Here is a 17,544-nt window from a genome sequence, read left to right as displayed (position 1 = left end):
TAGATAAAATGATCAAGAAAACTCTCATTGCCAATCGCGGCGAAATCGCATGCCGTGTGATCAAGACCGCAAAGAAGATGGGCATTGCGACGGTCGCGGTTTATTCCGATGCCGACCGCAATGCGCTGCATGTGAAAATGGCCGACGAAGCGGTCCACATCGGACCAGCGCCGTCCAATCAGTCCTATATCGTCATCGACAAGATTCTGGCTGCGATCAAGGAAACCGGCGCAGATGCCGTGCATCCCGGCTATGGCTTTCTGTCGGAAAATCCGCGTTTCGCTGAAGCACTGAAAGCCGCCAACGTCACCTTCATCGGCCCACCGGTGAACGCAATTGAGGCCATGGGCGACAAGATCACCTCGAAGAAGCTTGCCTCCGAAGCCGGAGTTTCCACCGTACCTGGTCATATGGGTTTGATCGAAGACGCCGACGAGGCGGTTCGCATTTCCACATCCATCGGCTACCCGGTCATGATCAAGGCTTCAGCCGGCGGCGGCGGTAAGGGCATGCGTATCGCGTGGAACGACGACGAAGCCCGCGAAGGTTTCCAGCTTTCGCGCAATGAGGCCAAGTCTTCTTTCGGCGACGACCGCATCTTCATCGAAAAATTCGTTACCCAGCCGCGCCATATTGAAATTCAGGTTCTGGGTGACCAGCACGGCAATGTTGTCTATCTCGGCGAACGCGAATGTTCCATCCAGCGCCGTAATCAGAAGGTCATTGAAGAAGCACCTTCGCCATTCCTTGATGAAGCCACCCGCAAAGCCATGGGCGAGCAGGCAGTGGCTCTCGCAAAGGCCGTTGGTTATTACTCTGCAGGCACGGTGGAATTCATCGTTGATGGCAGCCGCAACTTCTACTTCCTTGAAATGAATACGCGTTTGCAGGTTGAGCATCCGGTGACGGAGCTCATTACCGGCATCGACCTCGTGGAAGAAATGATCCGCGTTGCATCGGGTGAAAAGCTCCGTTTCGACCAGAGCGACGTGAAGCTCAACGGTTGGGCTATGGAAAGCCGCCTCTATGCGGAAGACCCATATCGCAACTTCCTGCCCTCTATCGGCAGGTTGACCCGCTATCGCCCACCAGCCGAAGGCCGCAATTCGGATGGTACGATCGTGCGCAATGACACTGGCGTGTTCGAAGGCGGCGAAATTTCGATGTATTATGATCCGATGATCGCAAAGCTCTGCACCTGGGGGCCGGATCGCACCAGCGCCATCGATGCGATGGGAGATGCTCTGGACGCATTCGAGGTTGAAGGCATCGGTCACAACCTGCCCTTCCTGTCGGCAGTAATGGATCATCCGCGTTTCCGCGAAGGTGCACTCACAACCGCATTCATTGCCGAGGAATATCCGGACGGCTTTGTCGGCGTCCCGGTTTCGGAAGATGATGCGCGGGTGCTTGCTGCGGTTGCTGCCCAGATCAATCTGGCGATCGAACAGCGCAACATGCAGATTACCGGACGGATTTCCAGCGAAAAGCAATCGGTCGCGACTGATTGGGTGGCGACACTTGGCGGGTTCACCCTGCCGGTTCGCATTGTGGAAGGCGAAGGCGGAACGACGATCAATTTCGTGGATGGCGGTAGCCTGCCAGTTGCCAGCGACTGGCATCCCGGTAGCCATCTGGGCTCATTTACCGTTGGCGGCAAGCCCATTGCCATCAAGGTTTCGCGCGTGGGCACTGGCTGGCGCCTGCGCTGGCGCGGCATGGATATGGTCGCTCACGTCCGCAAGCCACGTGTCGCAGAACTCGCAAAACTCATGCCGGTAAAGCTGCCACCAGATACGTCGAAAATGCTGCTCTGCCCGATGCCGGGCGTCATCACATCGATCCTCGTCAAGGATGGTGAAACTGTCGAAGCCGGTCAGCCACTGGCCACCGTAGAAGCCATGAAGATGGAAAACGTGCTGCGTGCGGAACGCCGTGCTACCGTAAAGCGCATCACAGCGGAGGCTGGCTCCAGCCTTGCCGTAGACGAACTGATTATGGAATTTGAGTGAGGTCGATATGAGCGAGCGCCCCACAACCCGAGCAGACTGGGAAGCATTGGCCGAGAAGGAACTGAAGCGGCCAGCTGACAGCCTCATTTGGCAAACGCCAGAAGGCATTGACGTCAAGCCGCTCTATACGGAAGATGACCTTCAAGGCATCGACCATCTGGGCACCCTGCCCGGCTTCGAGCCTTTCTTGCGCGGTCCTCGTGCGACCATGTATGCGGGTCGTCCATGGACGATCCGGCAATATGCGGGATTTTCGACGGCCGAAGAATCCAACGCCTTCTATCGCAAGGCTCTCGCTGCCGGTCAGCAGGGCGTTTCGGTTGCCTTCGATCTTGCCACGCATCGCGGCTATGATAGCGACCATCCGCGTGTTGAAGGCGATGTGGGCAAGGCTGGCGTTGCCATCGATTCCGTCGAGGATATGAAGATCCTTTTCGACGGCATTCCGCTGGAACAAATTTCCGTTTCCATGACCATGAACGGCGCGGTGATCCCGATCCTCGCCAATTTCATCGTGGCGGGCGAGGAACAGGGCGTGCCCCGCGCCCAGCTTTCCGGCACGATCCAGAACGACATCCTCAAGGAGTTCATGGTCCGCAACACTTATATCTATCCGCCGGAACCCTCCATGCGGATCATTGCGGATATCATCGCCTATACGGCAGCCGAAATGCCGAAGTTCAACTCGATTTCCATTTCCGGCTACCATATGCAGGAAGCGGGCGCGACACTGGTTCAGGAACTCGCCTTCACGCTTGCCGATGGGCGTGAATATGTGCGTGCCGCCCTGAACAAGGGCCTGAATGTCGATGAATTTGCGGGACGACTGTCATTCTTCTTCGCCATCGGCATGAATTTCTTCATGGAAATCGCCAAGCTGCGCGCCGCGCGCCTGCTCTGGTCGCGCATCATGAAGGAATTCGATCCGAAGAAGCCCGGCTCGCTGATGCTACGCACGCATTGCCAGACTTCGGGCGTATCGCTTCAGGAACAGGATCCCTACAACAATATCGTCCGCACCGCATTCGAGGCCATGTCAGCTGCTCTTGGCGGTACGCAATCGCTGCACACCAATTCCTTCGATGAAGCCATTGCTTTGCCAACCGAATTTTCGGCTCGTATCGCTCGCAATACGCAGCTCATCCTCCAGAACGAAACCGGCGTAACCAAAGTGGTCGATCCGCTGGCAGGTTCTTATTACATCGAAAACCTCACCAACGAGCTGGCCGAAAAGGCCTGGGCGCTGATCGAGGAAGTCGAAGGTCTGGGCGGCATGACCAAGGCGGTCGAAAGCGGCCTTCCGAAGCGCCTCATCGAAGAAGCAGCGACCAAACGGCAGGCGGCGGTCGATAAGGGCGAAGAGATCATTGTCGGGGTCAACAAGTTCCGGCTGGAACAGGAAGACGAAATCGACATTCTGGAAATCGACAATTCGGCTGTTCGCCAGTCGCAAATTGCACGTCTCAATCGCATCAAGGAAACGCGCAACAAGGCAAAAGTCGAAGCAGCTCTGGCAGAACTGGAAAAAGTTGCAAAGACCGGCGAAGGCAATCTTCTCGCCGCCGCTGTTGAAGCCTCCCGTGCTCGCGCCAGCGTCGGAGAAATTTCCGACGCCATGCGCCGCGCATTCGGCGATCATGCTGCAGTTCCGAAGGTCGTCAAGAAGGTTTACGGCGCGGCCTATAAGGACGAGCCCGAATATCAGACGCTGGTTGAGCGGCTTGGCGATTTTTCAAAGCAGATCGGCGAAACGCCGAAAGTGATGGTGGCAAAGCTCGGCCAGGACGGGCATGATCGCGGTGCCAAAATCATTGCGTCAGCCTTCGGCGATATCGGCTTCGAGATACTGGCCGGGCCACTGTTCCAGACGCCGGATGAAGCTGCCGATATGGCGATCAAGTCCAAGGTGCATGTTCTTGGAGTTTCGTCGCTAGCAGCCGGTCACAAGACACTTCTGCCTCAGCTTGTGGATACGCTCCGCAGGAAGGGCGCGGAAAATATCATTGTCGTCTGTGGTGGCGTCGTTCCCCGTCAGGATTATCAGTATCTGTTCGACCACGGTGTGGCGGCGGTTTTCGGCCCCGGCTCGAATGTGCTTGATTGTGCCCGCGCCGTGCTCGACCTGATGGAAGGCAAACGTCGTAATCTGTAGTATTCTCAGATGGATATGCCCTTTACAGGACTCATTTTCTGAACAACTTCAGAAGCCGGGTGAATAGCCCGGCTTCTTGCTTGGAGCATTTCCAGCAAAAGTGCAAAGCGTCTACGCGGGGAAATCAGTTCACTGGACTGATTTCTGATCCCGCTTCGATGCGTCAGATAATGCGACGAAAAAATACTCAAAGCGATTCCAGCGACTCCGTTTCAACCGAAACCGCTCTAGAACCATCATTCAGTTTTTCGGCCCGGCGAAGCCGGCAATCGTCGAGCCCGTAACGGATACTGGATCGCTGGCCGGGAACGTATCTTCCAAGCCCTCTTCAAGCTGGCGCTCCAGCTCTGCCCGGTCACCCGCGCGGCGCGCGCTGGGGCGTGTCAACAGGTTTTCAGGCTGAATGCCGCATTCCATACATGCAACGCCCAGCGCTTCGCCGAGCTTGATCGCGGCACGACGTATCACTTCATCGCGCGCCAGTTCCGCTTCCGTCTCGTTCTCAACTTTGACAGTGATCTTCTCTTCGCCCTCGGTGACGAACTCCACCATATAGAGCTTGAAGCCCCCAACCGAACTGATGCGGGTTTCGACAATTTCCATCGCTTAACCTCCGCGTTTTCTATGAGGATCAAACGTCGACCAGCGCCTGAAAGTTCCGCATATCTATGCAATTACGGAACCGCGTCCCTCCATCAAGCGTTTCTCGCCTGTCGTCTGGAGGTTGCGATGTCACAGTTCTTCACAAAGCTCAGCGAAAAAGCCGCCGAACTTGCAGGCCATTATCTGGCATTCGGGCTGGCAACCTTGTTCATCCTGTTATGGGGCATTAGCGGGCCTTTCTTTGACTTCTCGGATACTTGGCAACTCGTGGTGAATACATCGACCACAGTCATCACATTCCTGATGGTGTTCCTTATCCAGAACGCACAGGATCGCGAAGCAAGCGCGACACAGGCAAAACTCGATGAAATTTTGACCATCGTCTCAACAGCCAGGAGTGAGACCATAGGTGCGGAACACCTTCCTCTCGACAAGCTGAAGGCAATCTTGAAGCACCTTGAAGAGCAAAGCAAAAAAACTCGACCGAAGAACCAGAATAAGCAACCCGATCTTTCCGGTGGGATGTTCACGCCTATATCTTCTCCGGAGAATTCTTATCGTTAGCAGAAAGGATGTCCCATGGCCGTCACCAAGAAGCAGGAGGCTCGTGCTCTCAATGCCGACGAAAAAGAGCTGGTGGAAAAGTCGCACCATCCTTTTTTGCAGAACGTCCCCGACGAAGAACTTTCTCATCTGGCGAAACTGATCCGCGAACGCCGCAAGAAGGCAAAAGATCAGGCCCACCAGCGCAGGCGCGAAGTGCGCGGAAAGGGAGCCGCTCGTGGCGCGACACCCTCCAAGGCGGATGAAGGTTCACATCTGAAAGTTTCCGTTCTGGCTATGGCGGTGCGTCGCATCAACACCGAAGTTGAACGCCGTCGTCGCATGTCAGCCAGCGCCGAACTGATCGCCAATGCACGAAACGCGCTTGCGACCAAGGAAGCAAACGAAAAGAAAGGCAAGGATTTCAACACGCGTCATGCGCTGAACGGCATGCGCAACATCCCGAACGAGAAATATGACAGCCTTGTCCGCCCTGCAGAGCGTGGACGACTCCGTAAGGCCGCAAGTGTCGCTCAGGCGAAGAAGGACACTCGCCAGAAAGACGCGGGTTAGAGCATTTCCAACGCCGTCTTTCGGGATGGGGGTGCGAAAGCCCGGTCCAGACGTTTCAATTGATCTTCGGAAAGCCGCAAGTCTGCGGCTTTTCTGTTATCCCGCACATGATGCAGATTGGACGACTTTGGAATTGCTATCACATTGCCGCTGCGCATTGCCCACGCAAGCGCAACTGAGGCTGGCGTTCCTCCCGTCTCGCTTGCAATTTCCGCCAGTACGGAATTGCCCAGCAATCGACCTTGCTCGATAGGCGAATAAGCCATCAGCGGAATCTTACGCCCGGCACACCATGGCATCAGATCAAATTCTGGGCCGCGCCGCGTCAGATTGTAAAGTATCTGGTTCGTTGCAACGGCCTTGCCGCCAGCTATACCGACGAGTTCTTTCATGTCATCCGTATCGAAATTGCTGACGCCCCAGCTCACTATCTTTCCAGCATGCTGTAATTCATCGAACGCAGCGACAGTCTCCTCAAGCGGATATCGCCCACGCCAATGCAGCAGATACAGATCAATGTGATCCGTGCGAAGGCGCTGCAGGCTCCTCTCGCAGGCCTCGATTGTACCCTTCCGTGACGCATTGAACGGCAATACCTTGCTGACGAGAAACACATCATCGCGACGGCCCGTAATGGCTTCGCCAACAACGTCTTCCGCCTCTCCATCAGCATACATTTCCGCCGTATCGATCAGCGTCATCCCGAGATCGATGCCGCTTCTCAGTGCTTCGATTTCATAGCGGCGTTGCGTGCTGTCCTCACCCATATACCAAGTGCCCTGCCCGAGCGCTGGAACCGTCTGGCCCGAAGGCAGGGTGATCTGTGATATGGTTCCCGTCATTGCATCTTCCCCTATGAAACGATCATTGCCATGATCGCTACATAGCCGGAAAATTCAAGACCTTGAGAACAAGGGCTCAAGCAAAATGCAGACCGAAACCCTGCATGAGCCTGCGGATGGCATAGTCCGGATTGCGGGATGTCACGACCGCCAGATCGTTGTGATGATGCAGCTCTTCATCGGCGCGGCGTGGTTTCAGCAGCGAGACGGTACGCCGGGCGATCGCTTCCGCAGGATCGAGCCAGTCAACCGGCCATGGCGCAAGACGGCGAAACACATTGGCAAGGAACGGATAGTGCGTGCAGGCCAGCACGACAATGTCGGTCCGGTTACCATCCTGCTCAATGAAGCAGGGGGCGATCTGTTCCACGACCAGCGCCTCGTCGATCTTTTCGCCGCGAATATGGGCTTCCGCTACTGTCGCAAGCTGATCGGCACCAACGAGACGAACATGGCACTGGGTGGCGAAAGATTGAATGAGATCGCGCGTATAAGCACGCCTGACGGTACCGGGGGTCGCCAGCACGGAAACAAGCCCCGACGATGTTCTTTCGGCAGCGGGCTTGATTGCTGGCACTGTGCCGACAAACGGCACCGAAGGATAGGCTTGCCGCAAATCATCCAGCACCAGCGTGGAGGCCGTATTGCAGGCAATGACCGCGATCTCGGGGTCATAGGCGGCAATGAGCTTGCCGAACAGCTCGACAATCCTCTCCCTCAACGCATCCTCTTCCCATCCGCCATAGGGAAACCCGGCATCGTCGGCAACGTAGACAAAGCGGCGATCCGGCATAAGCACCCGCGCTTCGCGCAAAACCGTCAGGCCTCCGATACCGCTGTCGAAAACCAAAATAGGTCTTTCGACATCGGCAGAAGGCATGGCGGCAAAGCTCACAGCGGGTGCGTTTTTCATTCGTCCTCGTCCTTCATTGCCGGAGCCTCACTCGCAGGCTTACGCGCACGTCCTTCCGGGGCACCGGAACCGCGTGGTTTCTTCGGCGTAAACACGTCAAGCGACGTGACAACACCGCGCAGCAACTTGAGTTCTGCGGATGCGAAACCAGCACGCGTCAACACGGCGCGCAGATTGTTGACCATGATTTCCTTGCGGGCTTCCGGACGGAAATATCCCCGAACATCAAGGGCTTCTTCGAGATGATTGAAGAGCCCCTGCAACTCCTGTTTTGGCGCCATCTCAAGCTCCGGCCCGCGGAACACGGTCTCCGTTTCCGTCTCAAGGCCCGACTTCATCCATTCATAGGACATCAGCAAAACGGCCTGAGCGATATTCAGCGATGCGAAAGCCGGATTGACCGGAAACGTCACCAGTTCATCCGCAAGACCGACCTCTTCATTGCTGAGACCGAAGCGTTCACGGCCAAACAGGATGCCGGTCTTCTCACCAGTCCGGAAACGACGGCGCAGTTCGCCCCCCGCTTCCACGGCGCTGCGAACCTGCTTGAAGCCATCACGTTCACGTGCCGTCGTCGCATAGACGAAATTGAGATCGGCGATAGCGGACGGCAGGTCGTCATAGACTACCGCATTGTCGATCACATGATCGGCCTTGCTGGCTGCTGCCCTTGCCTTCTCACTCGGAAACTCTTCGCGCGGATTGACGAGGCGCAATTCAGCCAGACCAAAATTCGCCATGGCGCGCGCCACCATGCCAATATTCTCCGGCAATTGCGGCTCCACCAGCACGATTGCCGGTCCTTCCGCGATGAAGGGGCGCTGTTTATCTGTTCCTGCCATGATCTCTTCCGCATTAGCTATCGTATCGTGGCGTTTCCCTTACATAATTGACGCAGAATCGCAAAGATTCCCCTTACGTGTTTTAGGGAAAAGCCTGTGTAGTAGCCCGATAACACCTATTTGCTGCCCATTCATGCCAGACTGTTCCACCAGATACAGGATCAAAGGGAGGAAACCATGTCCGGTAAGAAGATACTCATGCTTTGCGGCGACTTTGGTGAGGACTATGAAACCATGGTCCCGTTCCAGACGCTTTTGACTGTTGGTCATACGGTTCATGCGGTCTGCCCCGGCAAGAAGGCTGGCGATCATATCGCGACAGCCATTCACGACTTCGAAGGCCACCAGACCTATACAGAAAAGCCCGGCCATAACTTCACGCTGAACGCGACCTTCGCCGATGTTAAGCCTGAGAACTATGACGCTCTGGTCATTCCCGGGGGTCGGGCACCGGAATATCTGCGTCTCGACGATAAGGTTATCGCCGTGGTGAAGCATTTCTTTGAAGCGAACAAGCCAGTCGCTGCAGTCTGCCACGGCGCGCAATTGCTGGCCGCAGCGCGCGTTCTGGAAGGTCGCACCTGTTCTGCCTACCCGGCCTGTCGCCCGGAAGTTGAACTCGCCGGTGGCAAATATGCCGATATTCCGGTCGATCAGGCGGTTACGGATGGAAATCTCGTCACGTCGCCCGCATGGCCCGCCCATCCGGCGTGGCTGTCACAGTTCCTTACTGTGCTCGGCACCAGGATCACCCACAGCTGATCGCAACGCCCTGCCTGTTTCCCAACAAGGTTGCAGGCAGGGCGAAACTGCGCGACAGTAAGTTTGGGAGAATGATCCGGAGGAAATCATGTGCAGGCTGTTCATCGGTGCCGATCCTGAGCTCTGGCTGAGCGTAACACGTTCGCTGCGCATCGACGGCGTCGTGACAAGCGTCCGGCTTGAGAATTTCTTCTGGTGGGCTCTCGAAGATATTGCAGCACGCGATGATCTCACGGTCAGCCGCCTTATCGGCAAGCTTTACGATGAATCCCGGAATGAGGGGCACGACCTCGACAATTTCGCGTCGTTCCTGCGGGTCTGCTGTGGACGCTATCTTTCGTTGCAGCTGAACGGCCTTGTTCCCACAGACAAGTCGACCGCCATCTCTACACTGGATGCAGATACCATTCTGGTCAGGGAACAGGAAAACTATCGCCAGCGGCAATCTTCCTGGGAGAAATCTCGTGATGACAATCGCACTGCACACCGCGCCGCATAATCGGTGCCGTCAAAAGCCATTTCACGCTTTTCGCAAGTCTCTCCCGAAATTTTGACCGCCTAAACGCTCTATAGGCCAAAGAATAAGCCTCTTACGCTTTGCCTTATTCGTCGTGAGTGCTATACGGGCGCGACGCATTGAAAAAGAGGCTTCATCCATGGCAAAAATCAAGGTTGCGAACCCGGTCGTTGAACTCGACGGCGATGAAATGACCCGCATCATCTGGCAGTTCATCAAGGACAAATTGATCCATCCCTACCTCGACATTGATCTGAAATATTACGATCTGTCAGTCGAGCACCGCGATGCCACCAATGACCAGGTTACCATTGATGCGGCTAATGCCATCAAGGAACACGGCGTTGGCGTAAAATGCGCAACCATCACCCCGGACGAAGCCCGCGTTGAAGAATTCAAGCTCAAGAAAATGTGGAAGTCGCCAAACGGCACGATCCGCAACATTCTCGGCGGCGTGATCTTCCGCGAACCGATCATCTGCAAGAACGTTCCGCGCCTCGTGCCGGGCTGGACCCAGCCGATCATCGTTGGCCGTCATGCTTTCGGCGATCAGTACCGCGCGACCGATTTCAAATTCCCGGGCAAGGGCACTCTGTCGATCAAGTTCGTCGGTGAAGATGGCGAGACCATCGAACACGAAGTCTATCAGGCTCCGGCGGCTGGTGTGGCAATGGCCATGTACAACCTCGACGAATCGATCCGCGAATTTGCCCGTGCTTCGCTGAACTACGGCTTGCAGCGCAACTACCCGGTCTATCTCTCGACCAAGAACACTATCCTCAAGGCTTATGACGGTCGCTTCAAGGACATCTTCGAAGAAGTTTACCAGACCGAATTCGCTGACAAGTTCAAGGCTGCAAAGATCTGGTACGAACATCGTCTCATCGACGACATGGTCGCTTCGGCGCTCAAGTGGTCCGGCGGCTATGTTTGGGCTTGTAAGAACTACGACGGCGACGTGCAGTCGGATATCGTGGCTCAGGGTTTTGGCTCGCTCGGCCTGATGACCTCCGTTCTGATGACGCCGGATGGCAAGACCGTTGAAGCAGAAGCTGCACACGGCACCGTGACCCGTCACTACCGCCAGCATCAGAAGGGTGAGGAAACCTCGACCAATTCGATCGCTTCGATCTTCGCATGGACGCGTGGTCTCGCACACCGCGCCAAGCTCGACGACAATGCCGAGCTTAAGCGTTTTGCCGACACGCTGGAAAAGGTCTGCGTCGACACCGTTGAAAGCGGCTACATGACCAAGGATCTGGCCCTGCTCATCGGTCCGGATCAGCCTTGGCTCTCGACCACCGGTTTCCTCGACAAGATCGACGAGAACCTTCAGAAGGCCATGGCCGCCTGATAAAATATTCGACGCTTATCGTCGATATGGAAAACCCGGCAGCCTCGCTGCCGGGTTTTTTCATTTCCTTTTCAAGGGAAAAAGCGCATCCTGCCACCGCTTACAGGGAGGATGAAATGGCTGAGTTGAAGCTCTATACCAACCCGATGTCGCGCGGACGCATCGCGCGCTGGATGCTGGAGGAGATCGGCAAACCCTATGATGTGGAAATTCTGGATTTCGGGCCACCGATGAAGGGGCCTGACTACTGCACAATCAATCCGATGGGCAAAGTTCCTGCCCTGCGCCACGGCGATGCGGTGGTGACGGAAGTGGCTGCAATCTGCGCCTATCTGGCAACAACATTTCCCGAAGCTGGTCTAGCGCCTCACCCCAATGAGCGCGCGGATTTCTTCCGCTGGCTGTTCTTTACATCTGGTCCTGTGGAAGCCGCCTTATCCAACCATGCGCTCGGCTTTGAAATCCCCGCAGACAAGCAGGGAATGGTCGGCTACGGCAATTACGATACAGTGGTCAACACATTGGAGAAAGCGGTTTCGCACCATCCATACATCACCGGCGACCGCTTCACGGCGGCTGACGTTTATGTCGGCTCGCACATCGGCTGGGGCCTGCGCTTCGGCACGTTGCCGGCCAGAGGAGCGTTCGTCGCCTATTGGGACCGACTAAAAGATCGTCCTGCCATGAAGCGCGCCACGGAACTGGACGAGGCAGCAGCCGCAGCCACACAGCATTAACAACATAATGCTGGCTGTTCAGGTCACGTAATCTGGCCAGCCAGCTCAAACGTGTGTGAGAATGCCTGTGCACCTTTTGGCGAGAACGCGATGACACGCCCCGCTTCGCGGCGTACCCAGCCCTTTGAAATGAAATGGTTCAACAGCGCTGCACCGAGCGCTCCGCCCAGATGGTTGCGACGTTCACTCCAGTCGAGGCAGTGACGACAGACCGGGCGCTTGCCCTGCTCCAGAGTGGTCACATCAACGCCAAGGCAACTGAAAAACGACTTGCCCTTTTCTGTCAGCACCGGCTCATTGTCATCAACAATCAGCCCGAGCCGATGCGAGGCATCGAGCATTTCCACCCCACGCTCACCGGCCAGATGATCATAGCAGATACGCGCCTTGCGTAGTGCCTGATCTTTCGGGCCGGTCCGCACCCGCACAGCGCCGGTGCGTTGCGCAAGCCCCATCAAACCTTCCAGAACCTGCGCCACGTCTGTTCCAGAAAGCCGGAAATAGCGGTGCCGCCCCTGCTTCTCCGCAACCAGCAAATTGGCCGCATCGAGCTTTGCAAGATGTCCGCTGGCGGTTTGCAGCGTCACGCCTGCGGCTGACGCGAGTTCACTGACAGTCAGCGCACGACCATCCATCAGCACCGTGAGCATGTTTGCACGCGCCGGATCACCTAGGAGCGCGGCAACAGAAGCTATGATCGGGCCATCTTTCATACTTCGATGCTAACCGAACTATGGAGAACTTTCAATTGCTACATTGTCAGCATCGAAGACATGCTTTTGAAGGAGACACGCATGATTACCTGTTTCATCCGCTATCAGATCGACCCGTTCAAAGCGGATGCCTTTGCAGAATATGCGCGCAATTGGGGACAGGCGATTCCGCGCTGCGGCGCTGATCTCATCGGCTATTTCGGGCCGCATGAAGGTTCGTCGACCACAGCCTACGGCGTCTATTCAGTCGAAAACCTTGCCGCGTATGAAGCATATCGGGCACGGCTTGCCGCCGATCCGCTGGGACGCGAGAATTACGAATTTGCGCGCAGAGAACAATTCATCCGATCCGAAGACCGCATCTTCCTTAAACTCCAATCCGCACCGCATGGGGAGTTCATCAAGCCATGATTGCCGTCATATTCGAAGTCTGGCCAGCCGATGACAACAGGCGTGAACAGTATCTGGATATTGCCGCAAGCCTGCGCGAAGATCTTTCCAGGATTGACGGTTTTCTGTCGATCGAGCGTTTTCAAAGCCTGGCCGATCCCGACAAATTGCTTTCGCTCTCGTTCTGGCGCGACGACGATGCGGTGCGTGAATGGCGCAACCTGCCATCTCATAGGGTAGCACAGGGGCAAGGGCGCAATGGTGTTTTTGAAAACTACCGTTTGCGTGTAGCCAGCGTCATGCGTGACTATGGTCTGGATGAACGAAGCGAAGCGCCTGACGACAGCCGCACAATTCATGCGGCTTAATTCCACCGATAAAAAAAGGCCGGGTTAACCCGGCCTTTTGAATTAGATGATCAGTGCCTTGACTGCTGCAATCGCAGCGTCGGCCTTATCGCCATCCGGCCCGCCGGCCTGCGCCATGTCCGGGCGACCGCCGCCACCTGCGCCACCAAGGGCCGCAGAAGCAGCGCGAACCAGATCGACCGCACTAAAGCGACCAACCAGATCTTCCGTCACCGCAGCCACCGCGCTGGCCTTGCTATCTTCGCCGATACCAATGAACAGCACCACACCGGAGCCGACCTGCTTCTTGCCTTCGTCGGCAAGCGGCTTGAGATCACGCGGGGAAACGCCAGTTACGATCTTGCCGAGGAAGTTGACGCCATTCACAGCTTCAACGGCGCTGCCGCCATCTGCCGAACCACCGCCAAGCGCAAGCTTCTTGCGCGCATCAGCAAGTTCGCGTTCCAGCTTCTTGCGTTCATCAAGCAATGCGTTGACACGTTCCAGCGCTTCAGACGGTGTCGTCTTCAATGCACCGGCGATGGCCTTTACGCGCTCGTCCTGCTCTTCAAGGTAAAGACGTGCTGCCTCACCCGTCAGCGCTTCCATACGACGAACACCAGCGGCAACCGCGCCTTCCGAAACAATGCGGACGAGACCTATATCGCCGGTCTGGCGCACATGCGTACCGCCGCAAAGCTCAACCGAATAAGCCTTGCCCTCCTTCGAACCGTGCTTGGCGGTGCCCATGGAAACAACACGAACTTCATCGCCATATTTTTCACCGAACAGTGCCATAGCACCCTCGGCAATGGCATCGTCAACGGCCATCAAGCGGGTGCTGACAGGAGCGTTCTGCAGAATGATTTCGTTGGCGAGAGTTTCCACCTGCGTCAGCTCTTCAGCCGAAATCGGCTTCGGATGCGAAAAGTCGAAACGCAGACGATCCGGTGCAACGAGCGAACCCTTCTGTGCAACATGACTGCCGAGCGTTTCACGCAGCGCCTCATGCAGAAGGTGCGTCGCCGAATGGTTAGAGCGGATGCGCGTGCGGCGTACCGAATCCACTTTCAGCTCGACCGCATCGCCGGTCTTCGCCGTCCCCTTGGTGACTTCGCCGATGTGAACGAAGACGCCCTCGCCCTTCTTCTGCGTATCCTTGATTGCGATAGCAAAACCTTCTCCGGAGATCGTGCCGGTATCGCCCTGCTGGCCGCCGGATTCTCCATAGAACGGGGTCTGGTTGACTACGACCGAAACAACATCGCCTTCAGCAACGGACTGTACTTCCGCGCCATCGCGGACAAGCGCAGTGATAACGCCTTCGGCAACCTCGGTCTCGTATCCAAGAAATTCCGTCGCACCGACCTTATCCTTGATACCGAACCAGATCGTTTCGGTTGCAGCTTCACCAGAACCAGCCCAGTTCGCACGGGCCTCGGCCTTCTGGCGCTGCATGGCGGCACTGAAGCCATCCGTATCGACGGCAATACCGCGCTGACGAAGTGCATCCTGCGTCAGATCCAGCGGAAAGCCATAGGTGTCGTAAAGCTTGAAAGCGGTTTCGCCGTCGAGGCGATCCCCTTCAACAAGGCTTTCCGTCGCATCCGACAGGAGGCCAAGACCGCGATCCAGCGTCTTGCGGAAACGGGTTTCCTCAAGCTTGAGCGTTTCGGAGATCAAGGCATCGGCGCGGATCAGTTCCGGATAGGCCTGTCCCATTTCGCGGATCAAGGCCGGCAGCAGGCGCCACATCAACGGCTCTTTGGCGCCCAAGAGCTGGGCATGACGCATTGCACGGCGCATGATGCGACGCAACACATAGCCGCGGCCTTCGTTGGACGGCAGAACACCGTCAGCGATCAGGAAGCTCGAAGCGCGCAGATGATCAGCAATCACGCGGTGGCTGGCGCGGAATTCGCCCTCAGCCTTGACGCCGGTTGCTTCTTCCGAAGCGCGGATCAATGCCTTGAAGAGATCGATATCGTAATTGTCGTGCACGCCCTGCAGAACCGCAGCGACGCGCTCCAACCCCATTCCGGTGTCGATAGACGGACGCGGCAGGTCGATGCGCTGTTCGGGCGTAATCTGCTCGAACTGCATGAAAACGAGGTTCCAGATTTCGATGAAACGGTCACCGTCTTCGTCAGCCGATCCGGGAGGTCCGCCCCAGATATGGTCGCCGTGGTCGAAGAAGATTTCTGAACACGGACCGCATGGACCGGTATCGCCCATAGCCCAAAAATTATCGCTGGTGGCAATGCGAATGATGCGGTCATCGGAAAGACCAGCAATCTTTTTCCAGTAATTCGCAGCGTCGTCGTCCGTGTGATAAACGGTGACGAGCAATTTGTCCTTCGGAAGGCCGAATTCCTTCGTGATCAGGTTCCAGGCGAAGCTGATGGCATCTTCCTTAAAATAGTCGCCAAACGAGAAATTGCCGAGCATTTCAAAGAATGTATGGTGACGAGCGGTATAGCCGACATTGTCCAGATCGTTGTGCTTGCCACCGGCACGCACGCACTTCTGGGAAGTCGTCGCGCGATTGTAGGAACGGTGTTCAAGACCCGTAAAAACGTTCTTGAACTGAACCATACCCGCATTGGTGAACATCAGCGTCGGATCGTTGCGTGGGACAAGTGGGCTCGATGGAACGACCTCATGCCCGTTCTTACGGTAATAATCGAGGAATGTGGACCTAATCTCGTTGACGCCAGCCATAAGTCACCCTTGGGCTTTTTTGCCCTGCACGGATACAGCTCTGCAGAAAGCTGTATCAATTATCCTGTTCAAACTCCCATAGCCGCCAACCGTTATTGAAGGCCCGAGGCTCTCCCGCACTGCCAGGAGGTGAAGTGGAGTTTTCGGTTGACCGCTTTTAGCGGTGCCTTGCTTTTCTGTCCAGATAAGTACGCTGCGCCATAAAAGCAATTTCTGCCGGAAAGCGATAAAACCAGCACCATTCACTTCGCAAAAACCCCCACTGCTAAACAAAAAGCCCCATGCAATTGCACGGGGCTTCGATAATTCATTCAATGCTGGCGATCTTACATTTCGGCAGCGTCACTCGCATCGTCTTCTGGTCCGCCATCTTCGAGGAACTGTTCGGCAATCAAACCGGCATTCTGACGAAGCGTGGTTTCGATCTCGCGGGCCACTTCCGGGTTGTCCTTGAGATATTGCTTGGCGTTTTCACGGCCTTGTCCCAGTCGCTGGGAATTATACGAGAACCACGCACCGGACTTCTCGACGACACCGGCCTTTACGCCAAGATCGACCAGCTCGCCGGTCTTGGAAACGCCAGCACCGTACATGATGTCGAATTCGACCTGCTTGAAGGGCGGCGCAAGCTTGTTCTTGACGACCTTCACGCGGGTCTGGTTACCAACAACTTCGTCGCGCTCCTTGATCGAACCGATACGGCGAATATCGAGACGAACCGAAGCATAGAACTTGAGAGCGTTACCGCCAGTCGTCGTTTCCGGCGAACCGAACATCACACCGATCTTCATACGAATCTGGTTGATGAAGATCACCATACAGTTCGACCGCGAGATCGAAGCAGTAAGCTTGCGCAGCGCCTGGCTCATGAGACGAGCCTGAAGACCAGGCAAGGAGTCACCCATTTCGCCTTCGATTTCCGCACGTGGCGTCAAGGCTGCGACGGAGTCGACGACGAGAACGTCGATGGCGCCCGAACGCACAAGCGTGTCGGTAATTTCAAGTGCCTGCTCACCCGTATCTGGCTGCGAAATCAGCAAGTTTTCCAGATCGACACCCAGCTTGCGTGCATAGACAGGATCAAGCGCATGTTCCGCATCGACGAATGCACAGATACCGCCCTTCTTCTGTGCTTCCGCAATCGTGTGCAGCGCGAGTGTCGTCTTACCGGAGCTTTCCGGTCCGTAAATCTCAACAATACGTCCTTTGGGCAAGCCGCCGACACCCAGCGCGATGTCCAGAGAAAGCGAGCCGGTCGGAACAGTTTCGATCTCGATAACCGGGGCATTTTTCCCCAGACGCATGATCGAGCCCTTACCGAACGCCCTTTCGATTTGCGACAATGCCGCATCGAGAGCCTTAGTCTTGTCCACTGAATTTTCCTCAACAAGTCGCAATGAATTCTGAGACATCTTACACCATCCTCTTGTCTCGCTAGAAGCCCGGCAGGCTCGTTGCTATGATCTATTTGTATTCGTTTTGTTCTCATTTGACAATAGGGCTAACTCATTGATTAAAAACAG

At 56.1% G+C, this 17,544-nt stretch carries 17 protein-coding genes; 10 read left to right on the top strand and 7 right to left on the bottom strand.

The genetic code is table 11. The features are described 5' to 3' along the window. Window positions 1–8: 8 nt before the first annotated feature. Window positions 9–2,012 carry an acetyl-CoA carboxylase biotin carboxylase subunit gene (locus FG152_RS20915; RefSeq protein ID WP_029924633.1) on the top strand — a complete coding sequence of 668 codons (2,004 nt, stop codon included), beginning with the start codon at window positions 9–11 and terminating at the stop codon, window positions 2,010–2,012. 7 nt (window positions 2,013–2,019) lie between these two features. Further along, window positions 2,020–4,164, top strand: a complete 2,145-nt coding sequence (gene scpA, locus FG152_RS20910) for a methylmalonyl-CoA mutase (RefSeq protein WP_029924632.1) — start codon at window positions 2,020–2,022, stop codon at window positions 4,162–4,164. A gap of 240 nt (window positions 4,165–4,404) precedes the next feature. Here scpA and FG152_RS20905 read toward each other — a convergent pair whose 3' ends face one another. After that, window positions 4,405–4,767 carry a hypothetical protein gene (locus FG152_RS20905; RefSeq protein WP_012091928.1) on the bottom strand — a complete coding sequence of 121 codons (363 nt, stop codon included), beginning with the start codon at window positions 4,765–4,767 and terminating at the stop codon, window positions 4,405–4,407. A 126-nt stretch (window positions 4,768–4,893) separates the two neighbouring features. On the opposite strand from FG152_RS20905, the gene FG152_RS20900 reads away from it, so the two are divergent. Beyond that, complete coding sequence (locus FG152_RS20900; protein ID WP_051686614.1) at window positions 4,894–5,331, top strand: low affinity iron permease family protein; 438 nt, start codon at window positions 4,894–4,896, stop codon at window positions 5,329–5,331. A gap of 15 nt (window positions 5,332–5,346) precedes the next feature. After that, window positions 5,347–5,883, top strand: coding sequence for a hypothetical protein (locus FG152_RS20895; protein ID WP_029924628.1), 537 nt, complete (start codon window positions 5,347–5,349; stop codon window positions 5,881–5,883). Here FG152_RS20895 and FG152_RS20890 read toward each other — a convergent pair. From FG152_RS20890 to FG152_RS20880, 3 genes are all read right to left on the bottom strand, one after another. Beyond that, window positions 5,880–6,725, bottom strand: a complete 846-nt coding sequence (locus tag FG152_RS20890; RefSeq protein ID WP_029924626.1) for an aldo/keto reductase — start codon at window positions 6,723–6,725, stop codon at window positions 5,880–5,882. The two genes, FG152_RS20895 and FG152_RS20890, sit on opposite strands and share 4 nt — an antisense overlap. Window positions 6,726–6,801: 76 nt before the next feature. Then, window positions 6,802–7,638 (bottom strand): glutamate racemase, encoded by an 837-nt coding sequence (gene murI / locus FG152_RS20885; protein WP_010659943.1) that lies wholly within the window; start codon window positions 7,636–7,638, stop codon window positions 6,802–6,804. After that, window positions 7,635–8,480: an RNA methyltransferase gene (locus FG152_RS20880; protein WP_010659942.1), complete on the bottom strand. Its 846-nt coding sequence runs from the start codon at window positions 8,478–8,480 to the stop codon at window positions 7,635–7,637. Before FG152_RS20880 ends, murI begins: the two co-directional genes overlap by 4 nt. A gap of 177 nt (window positions 8,481–8,657) precedes the next feature. On the opposite strand from FG152_RS20880, the gene FG152_RS20875 reads away from it, so the two are divergent. The 4 genes from FG152_RS20875 (at window position 8,658) to FG152_RS20860 (ending at window position 11,850) form a co-directional block, all read left to right on the top strand. After that, window positions 8,658–9,242: a DJ-1/PfpI family protein gene (locus FG152_RS20875; RefSeq protein ID WP_010659941.1), complete on the top strand. Its 585-nt coding sequence runs from the start codon at window positions 8,658–8,660 to the stop codon at window positions 9,240–9,242. Between the two features lie 88 nt (window positions 9,243–9,330). Next, a complete protein-coding gene (locus tag FG152_RS20870) occupies window positions 9,331–9,741 on the top strand; it encodes a ribbon-helix-helix domain-containing protein (protein ID WP_010659940.1) in 411 nt (136 codons plus the stop codon). Window positions 9,742–9,898: 157 nt separating this feature from the next. Continuing rightward, window positions 9,899–11,113, top strand: coding sequence for an NADP-dependent isocitrate dehydrogenase (locus tag FG152_RS20865; RefSeq protein WP_010659939.1), 1,215 nt, complete (start codon window positions 9,899–9,901; stop codon window positions 11,111–11,113). A gap of 116 nt (window positions 11,114–11,229) precedes the next feature. Further along, complete coding sequence (locus tag FG152_RS20860; RefSeq protein ID WP_012091919.1) at window positions 11,230–11,850, top strand: glutathione S-transferase family protein; 621 nt, start codon at window positions 11,230–11,232, stop codon at window positions 11,848–11,850. 23 nt (window positions 11,851–11,873) lie between these two features. Here the strand turns inward: FG152_RS20860 and FG152_RS20855 are convergent, their stop codons facing one another. Then, window positions 11,874–12,563, bottom strand: coding sequence for an ArsR/SmtB family transcription factor (locus tag FG152_RS20855; protein ID WP_010659937.1), 690 nt, complete (start codon window positions 12,561–12,563; stop codon window positions 11,874–11,876). Between the two features lie 81 nt (window positions 12,564–12,644). Between FG152_RS20855 and FG152_RS20850 the strand changes: the two genes are divergently transcribed. Then, window positions 12,645–12,974 carry an NIPSNAP family protein gene (locus tag FG152_RS20850; protein ID WP_010659936.1) on the top strand — a complete coding sequence of 110 codons (330 nt, stop codon included), beginning with the start codon at window positions 12,645–12,647 and terminating at the stop codon, window positions 12,972–12,974. Beyond that, complete coding sequence (locus tag FG152_RS20845) at window positions 12,971–13,321, top strand: antibiotic biosynthesis monooxygenase family protein (protein ID WP_010659935.1); 351 nt, start codon at window positions 12,971–12,973, stop codon at window positions 13,319–13,321. Before FG152_RS20850 ends, FG152_RS20845 begins: the two co-directional genes overlap by 4 nt. Before the next feature lie 42 nt (window positions 13,322–13,363). On the opposite strand, the gene alaS is transcribed toward FG152_RS20845, so the two are convergent. Next, entirely contained in the window at window positions 13,364–16,021 is a 2,658-nt protein-coding gene (gene alaS, locus FG152_RS20840; protein ID WP_010659934.1) for an alanine--tRNA ligase, read from the bottom strand. 326 nt (window positions 16,022–16,347) lie between these two features. Beyond that, the gene (gene recA / locus FG152_RS20835) at window positions 16,348–17,433 is read right to left on the bottom strand and encodes a recombinase RecA (protein WP_010659933.1); all 1,086 of its coding nucleotides are present in this window, start codon (window positions 17,431–17,433) and stop codon (window positions 16,348–16,350) included. Window positions 17,434–17,544 lie beyond the last annotated feature (111 nt).

The organism is Ochrobactrum sp. XJ1 (assembly GCF_024701725.1).
Classification (GTDB): domain Bacteria; phylum Pseudomonadota; class Alphaproteobacteria; order Rhizobiales; family Rhizobiaceae; genus Brucella; species Brucella anthropi.
The sequence above is the reverse complement of the archived record's forward strand: the minus strand, read 5'-3'. Positions and strand labels throughout refer to the sequence as shown.

Coding starts and splice junctions, on each gene's coding strand:
- FG152_RS20915 (WP_029924633.1), top strand. CDS start 9: ATGATCAAGAAAACTCTCATTGCCAATCGCGGCGAAATCGCATGCCGT.
- scpA (WP_029924632.1), top strand. CDS start 2,020: ATGAGCGAGCGCCCCACAACCCGAGCAGACTGGGAAGCATTGGCCGAG.
- FG152_RS20905 (WP_012091928.1), bottom strand. CDS start 4,767: ATGGAAATTGTCGAAACCCGCATCAGTTCGGTTGGGGGCTTCAAGCTC.
- FG152_RS20900 (WP_051686614.1), top strand. CDS start 4,894: ATGTCACAGTTCTTCACAAAGCTCAGCGAAAAAGCCGCCGAACTTGCA.
- FG152_RS20895 (WP_029924628.1), top strand. CDS start 5,347: ATGGCCGTCACCAAGAAGCAGGAGGCTCGTGCTCTCAATGCCGACGAA.
- FG152_RS20890 (WP_029924626.1), bottom strand. CDS start 6,725: ATGACGGGAACCATATCACAGATCACCCTGCCTTCGGGCCAGACGGTT.
- murI (WP_010659943.1), bottom strand. CDS start 7,638: ATGAAAAACGCACCCGCTGTGAGCTTTGCCGCCATGCCTTCTGCCGAT.
- FG152_RS20880 (WP_010659942.1), bottom strand. CDS start 8,480: ATGGCAGGAACAGATAAACAGCGCCCCTTCATCGCGGAAGGACCGGCA.
- FG152_RS20875 (WP_010659941.1), top strand. CDS start 8,658: ATGTCCGGTAAGAAGATACTCATGCTTTGCGGCGACTTTGGTGAGGAC.
- FG152_RS20870 (WP_010659940.1), top strand. CDS start 9,331: ATGTGCAGGCTGTTCATCGGTGCCGATCCTGAGCTCTGGCTGAGCGTA.
- FG152_RS20865 (WP_010659939.1), top strand. CDS start 9,899: ATGGCAAAAATCAAGGTTGCGAACCCGGTCGTTGAACTCGACGGCGAT.
- FG152_RS20860 (WP_012091919.1), top strand. CDS start 11,230: ATGGCTGAGTTGAAGCTCTATACCAACCCGATGTCGCGCGGACGCATC.
- FG152_RS20855 (WP_010659937.1), bottom strand. CDS start 12,563: ATGAAAGATGGCCCGATCATAGCTTCTGTTGCCGCGCTCCTAGGTGAT.
- FG152_RS20850 (WP_010659936.1), top strand. CDS start 12,645: ATGATTACCTGTTTCATCCGCTATCAGATCGACCCGTTCAAAGCGGAT.
- FG152_RS20845 (WP_010659935.1), top strand. CDS start 12,971: ATGATTGCCGTCATATTCGAAGTCTGGCCAGCCGATGACAACAGGCGT.
- alaS (WP_010659934.1), bottom strand. CDS start 16,021: ATGGCTGGCGTCAACGAGATTAGGTCCACATTCCTCGATTATTACCGT.
- recA (WP_010659933.1), bottom strand. CDS start 17,433: ATGTCTCAGAATTCATTGCGACTTGTTGAGGAAAATTCAGTGGACAAG.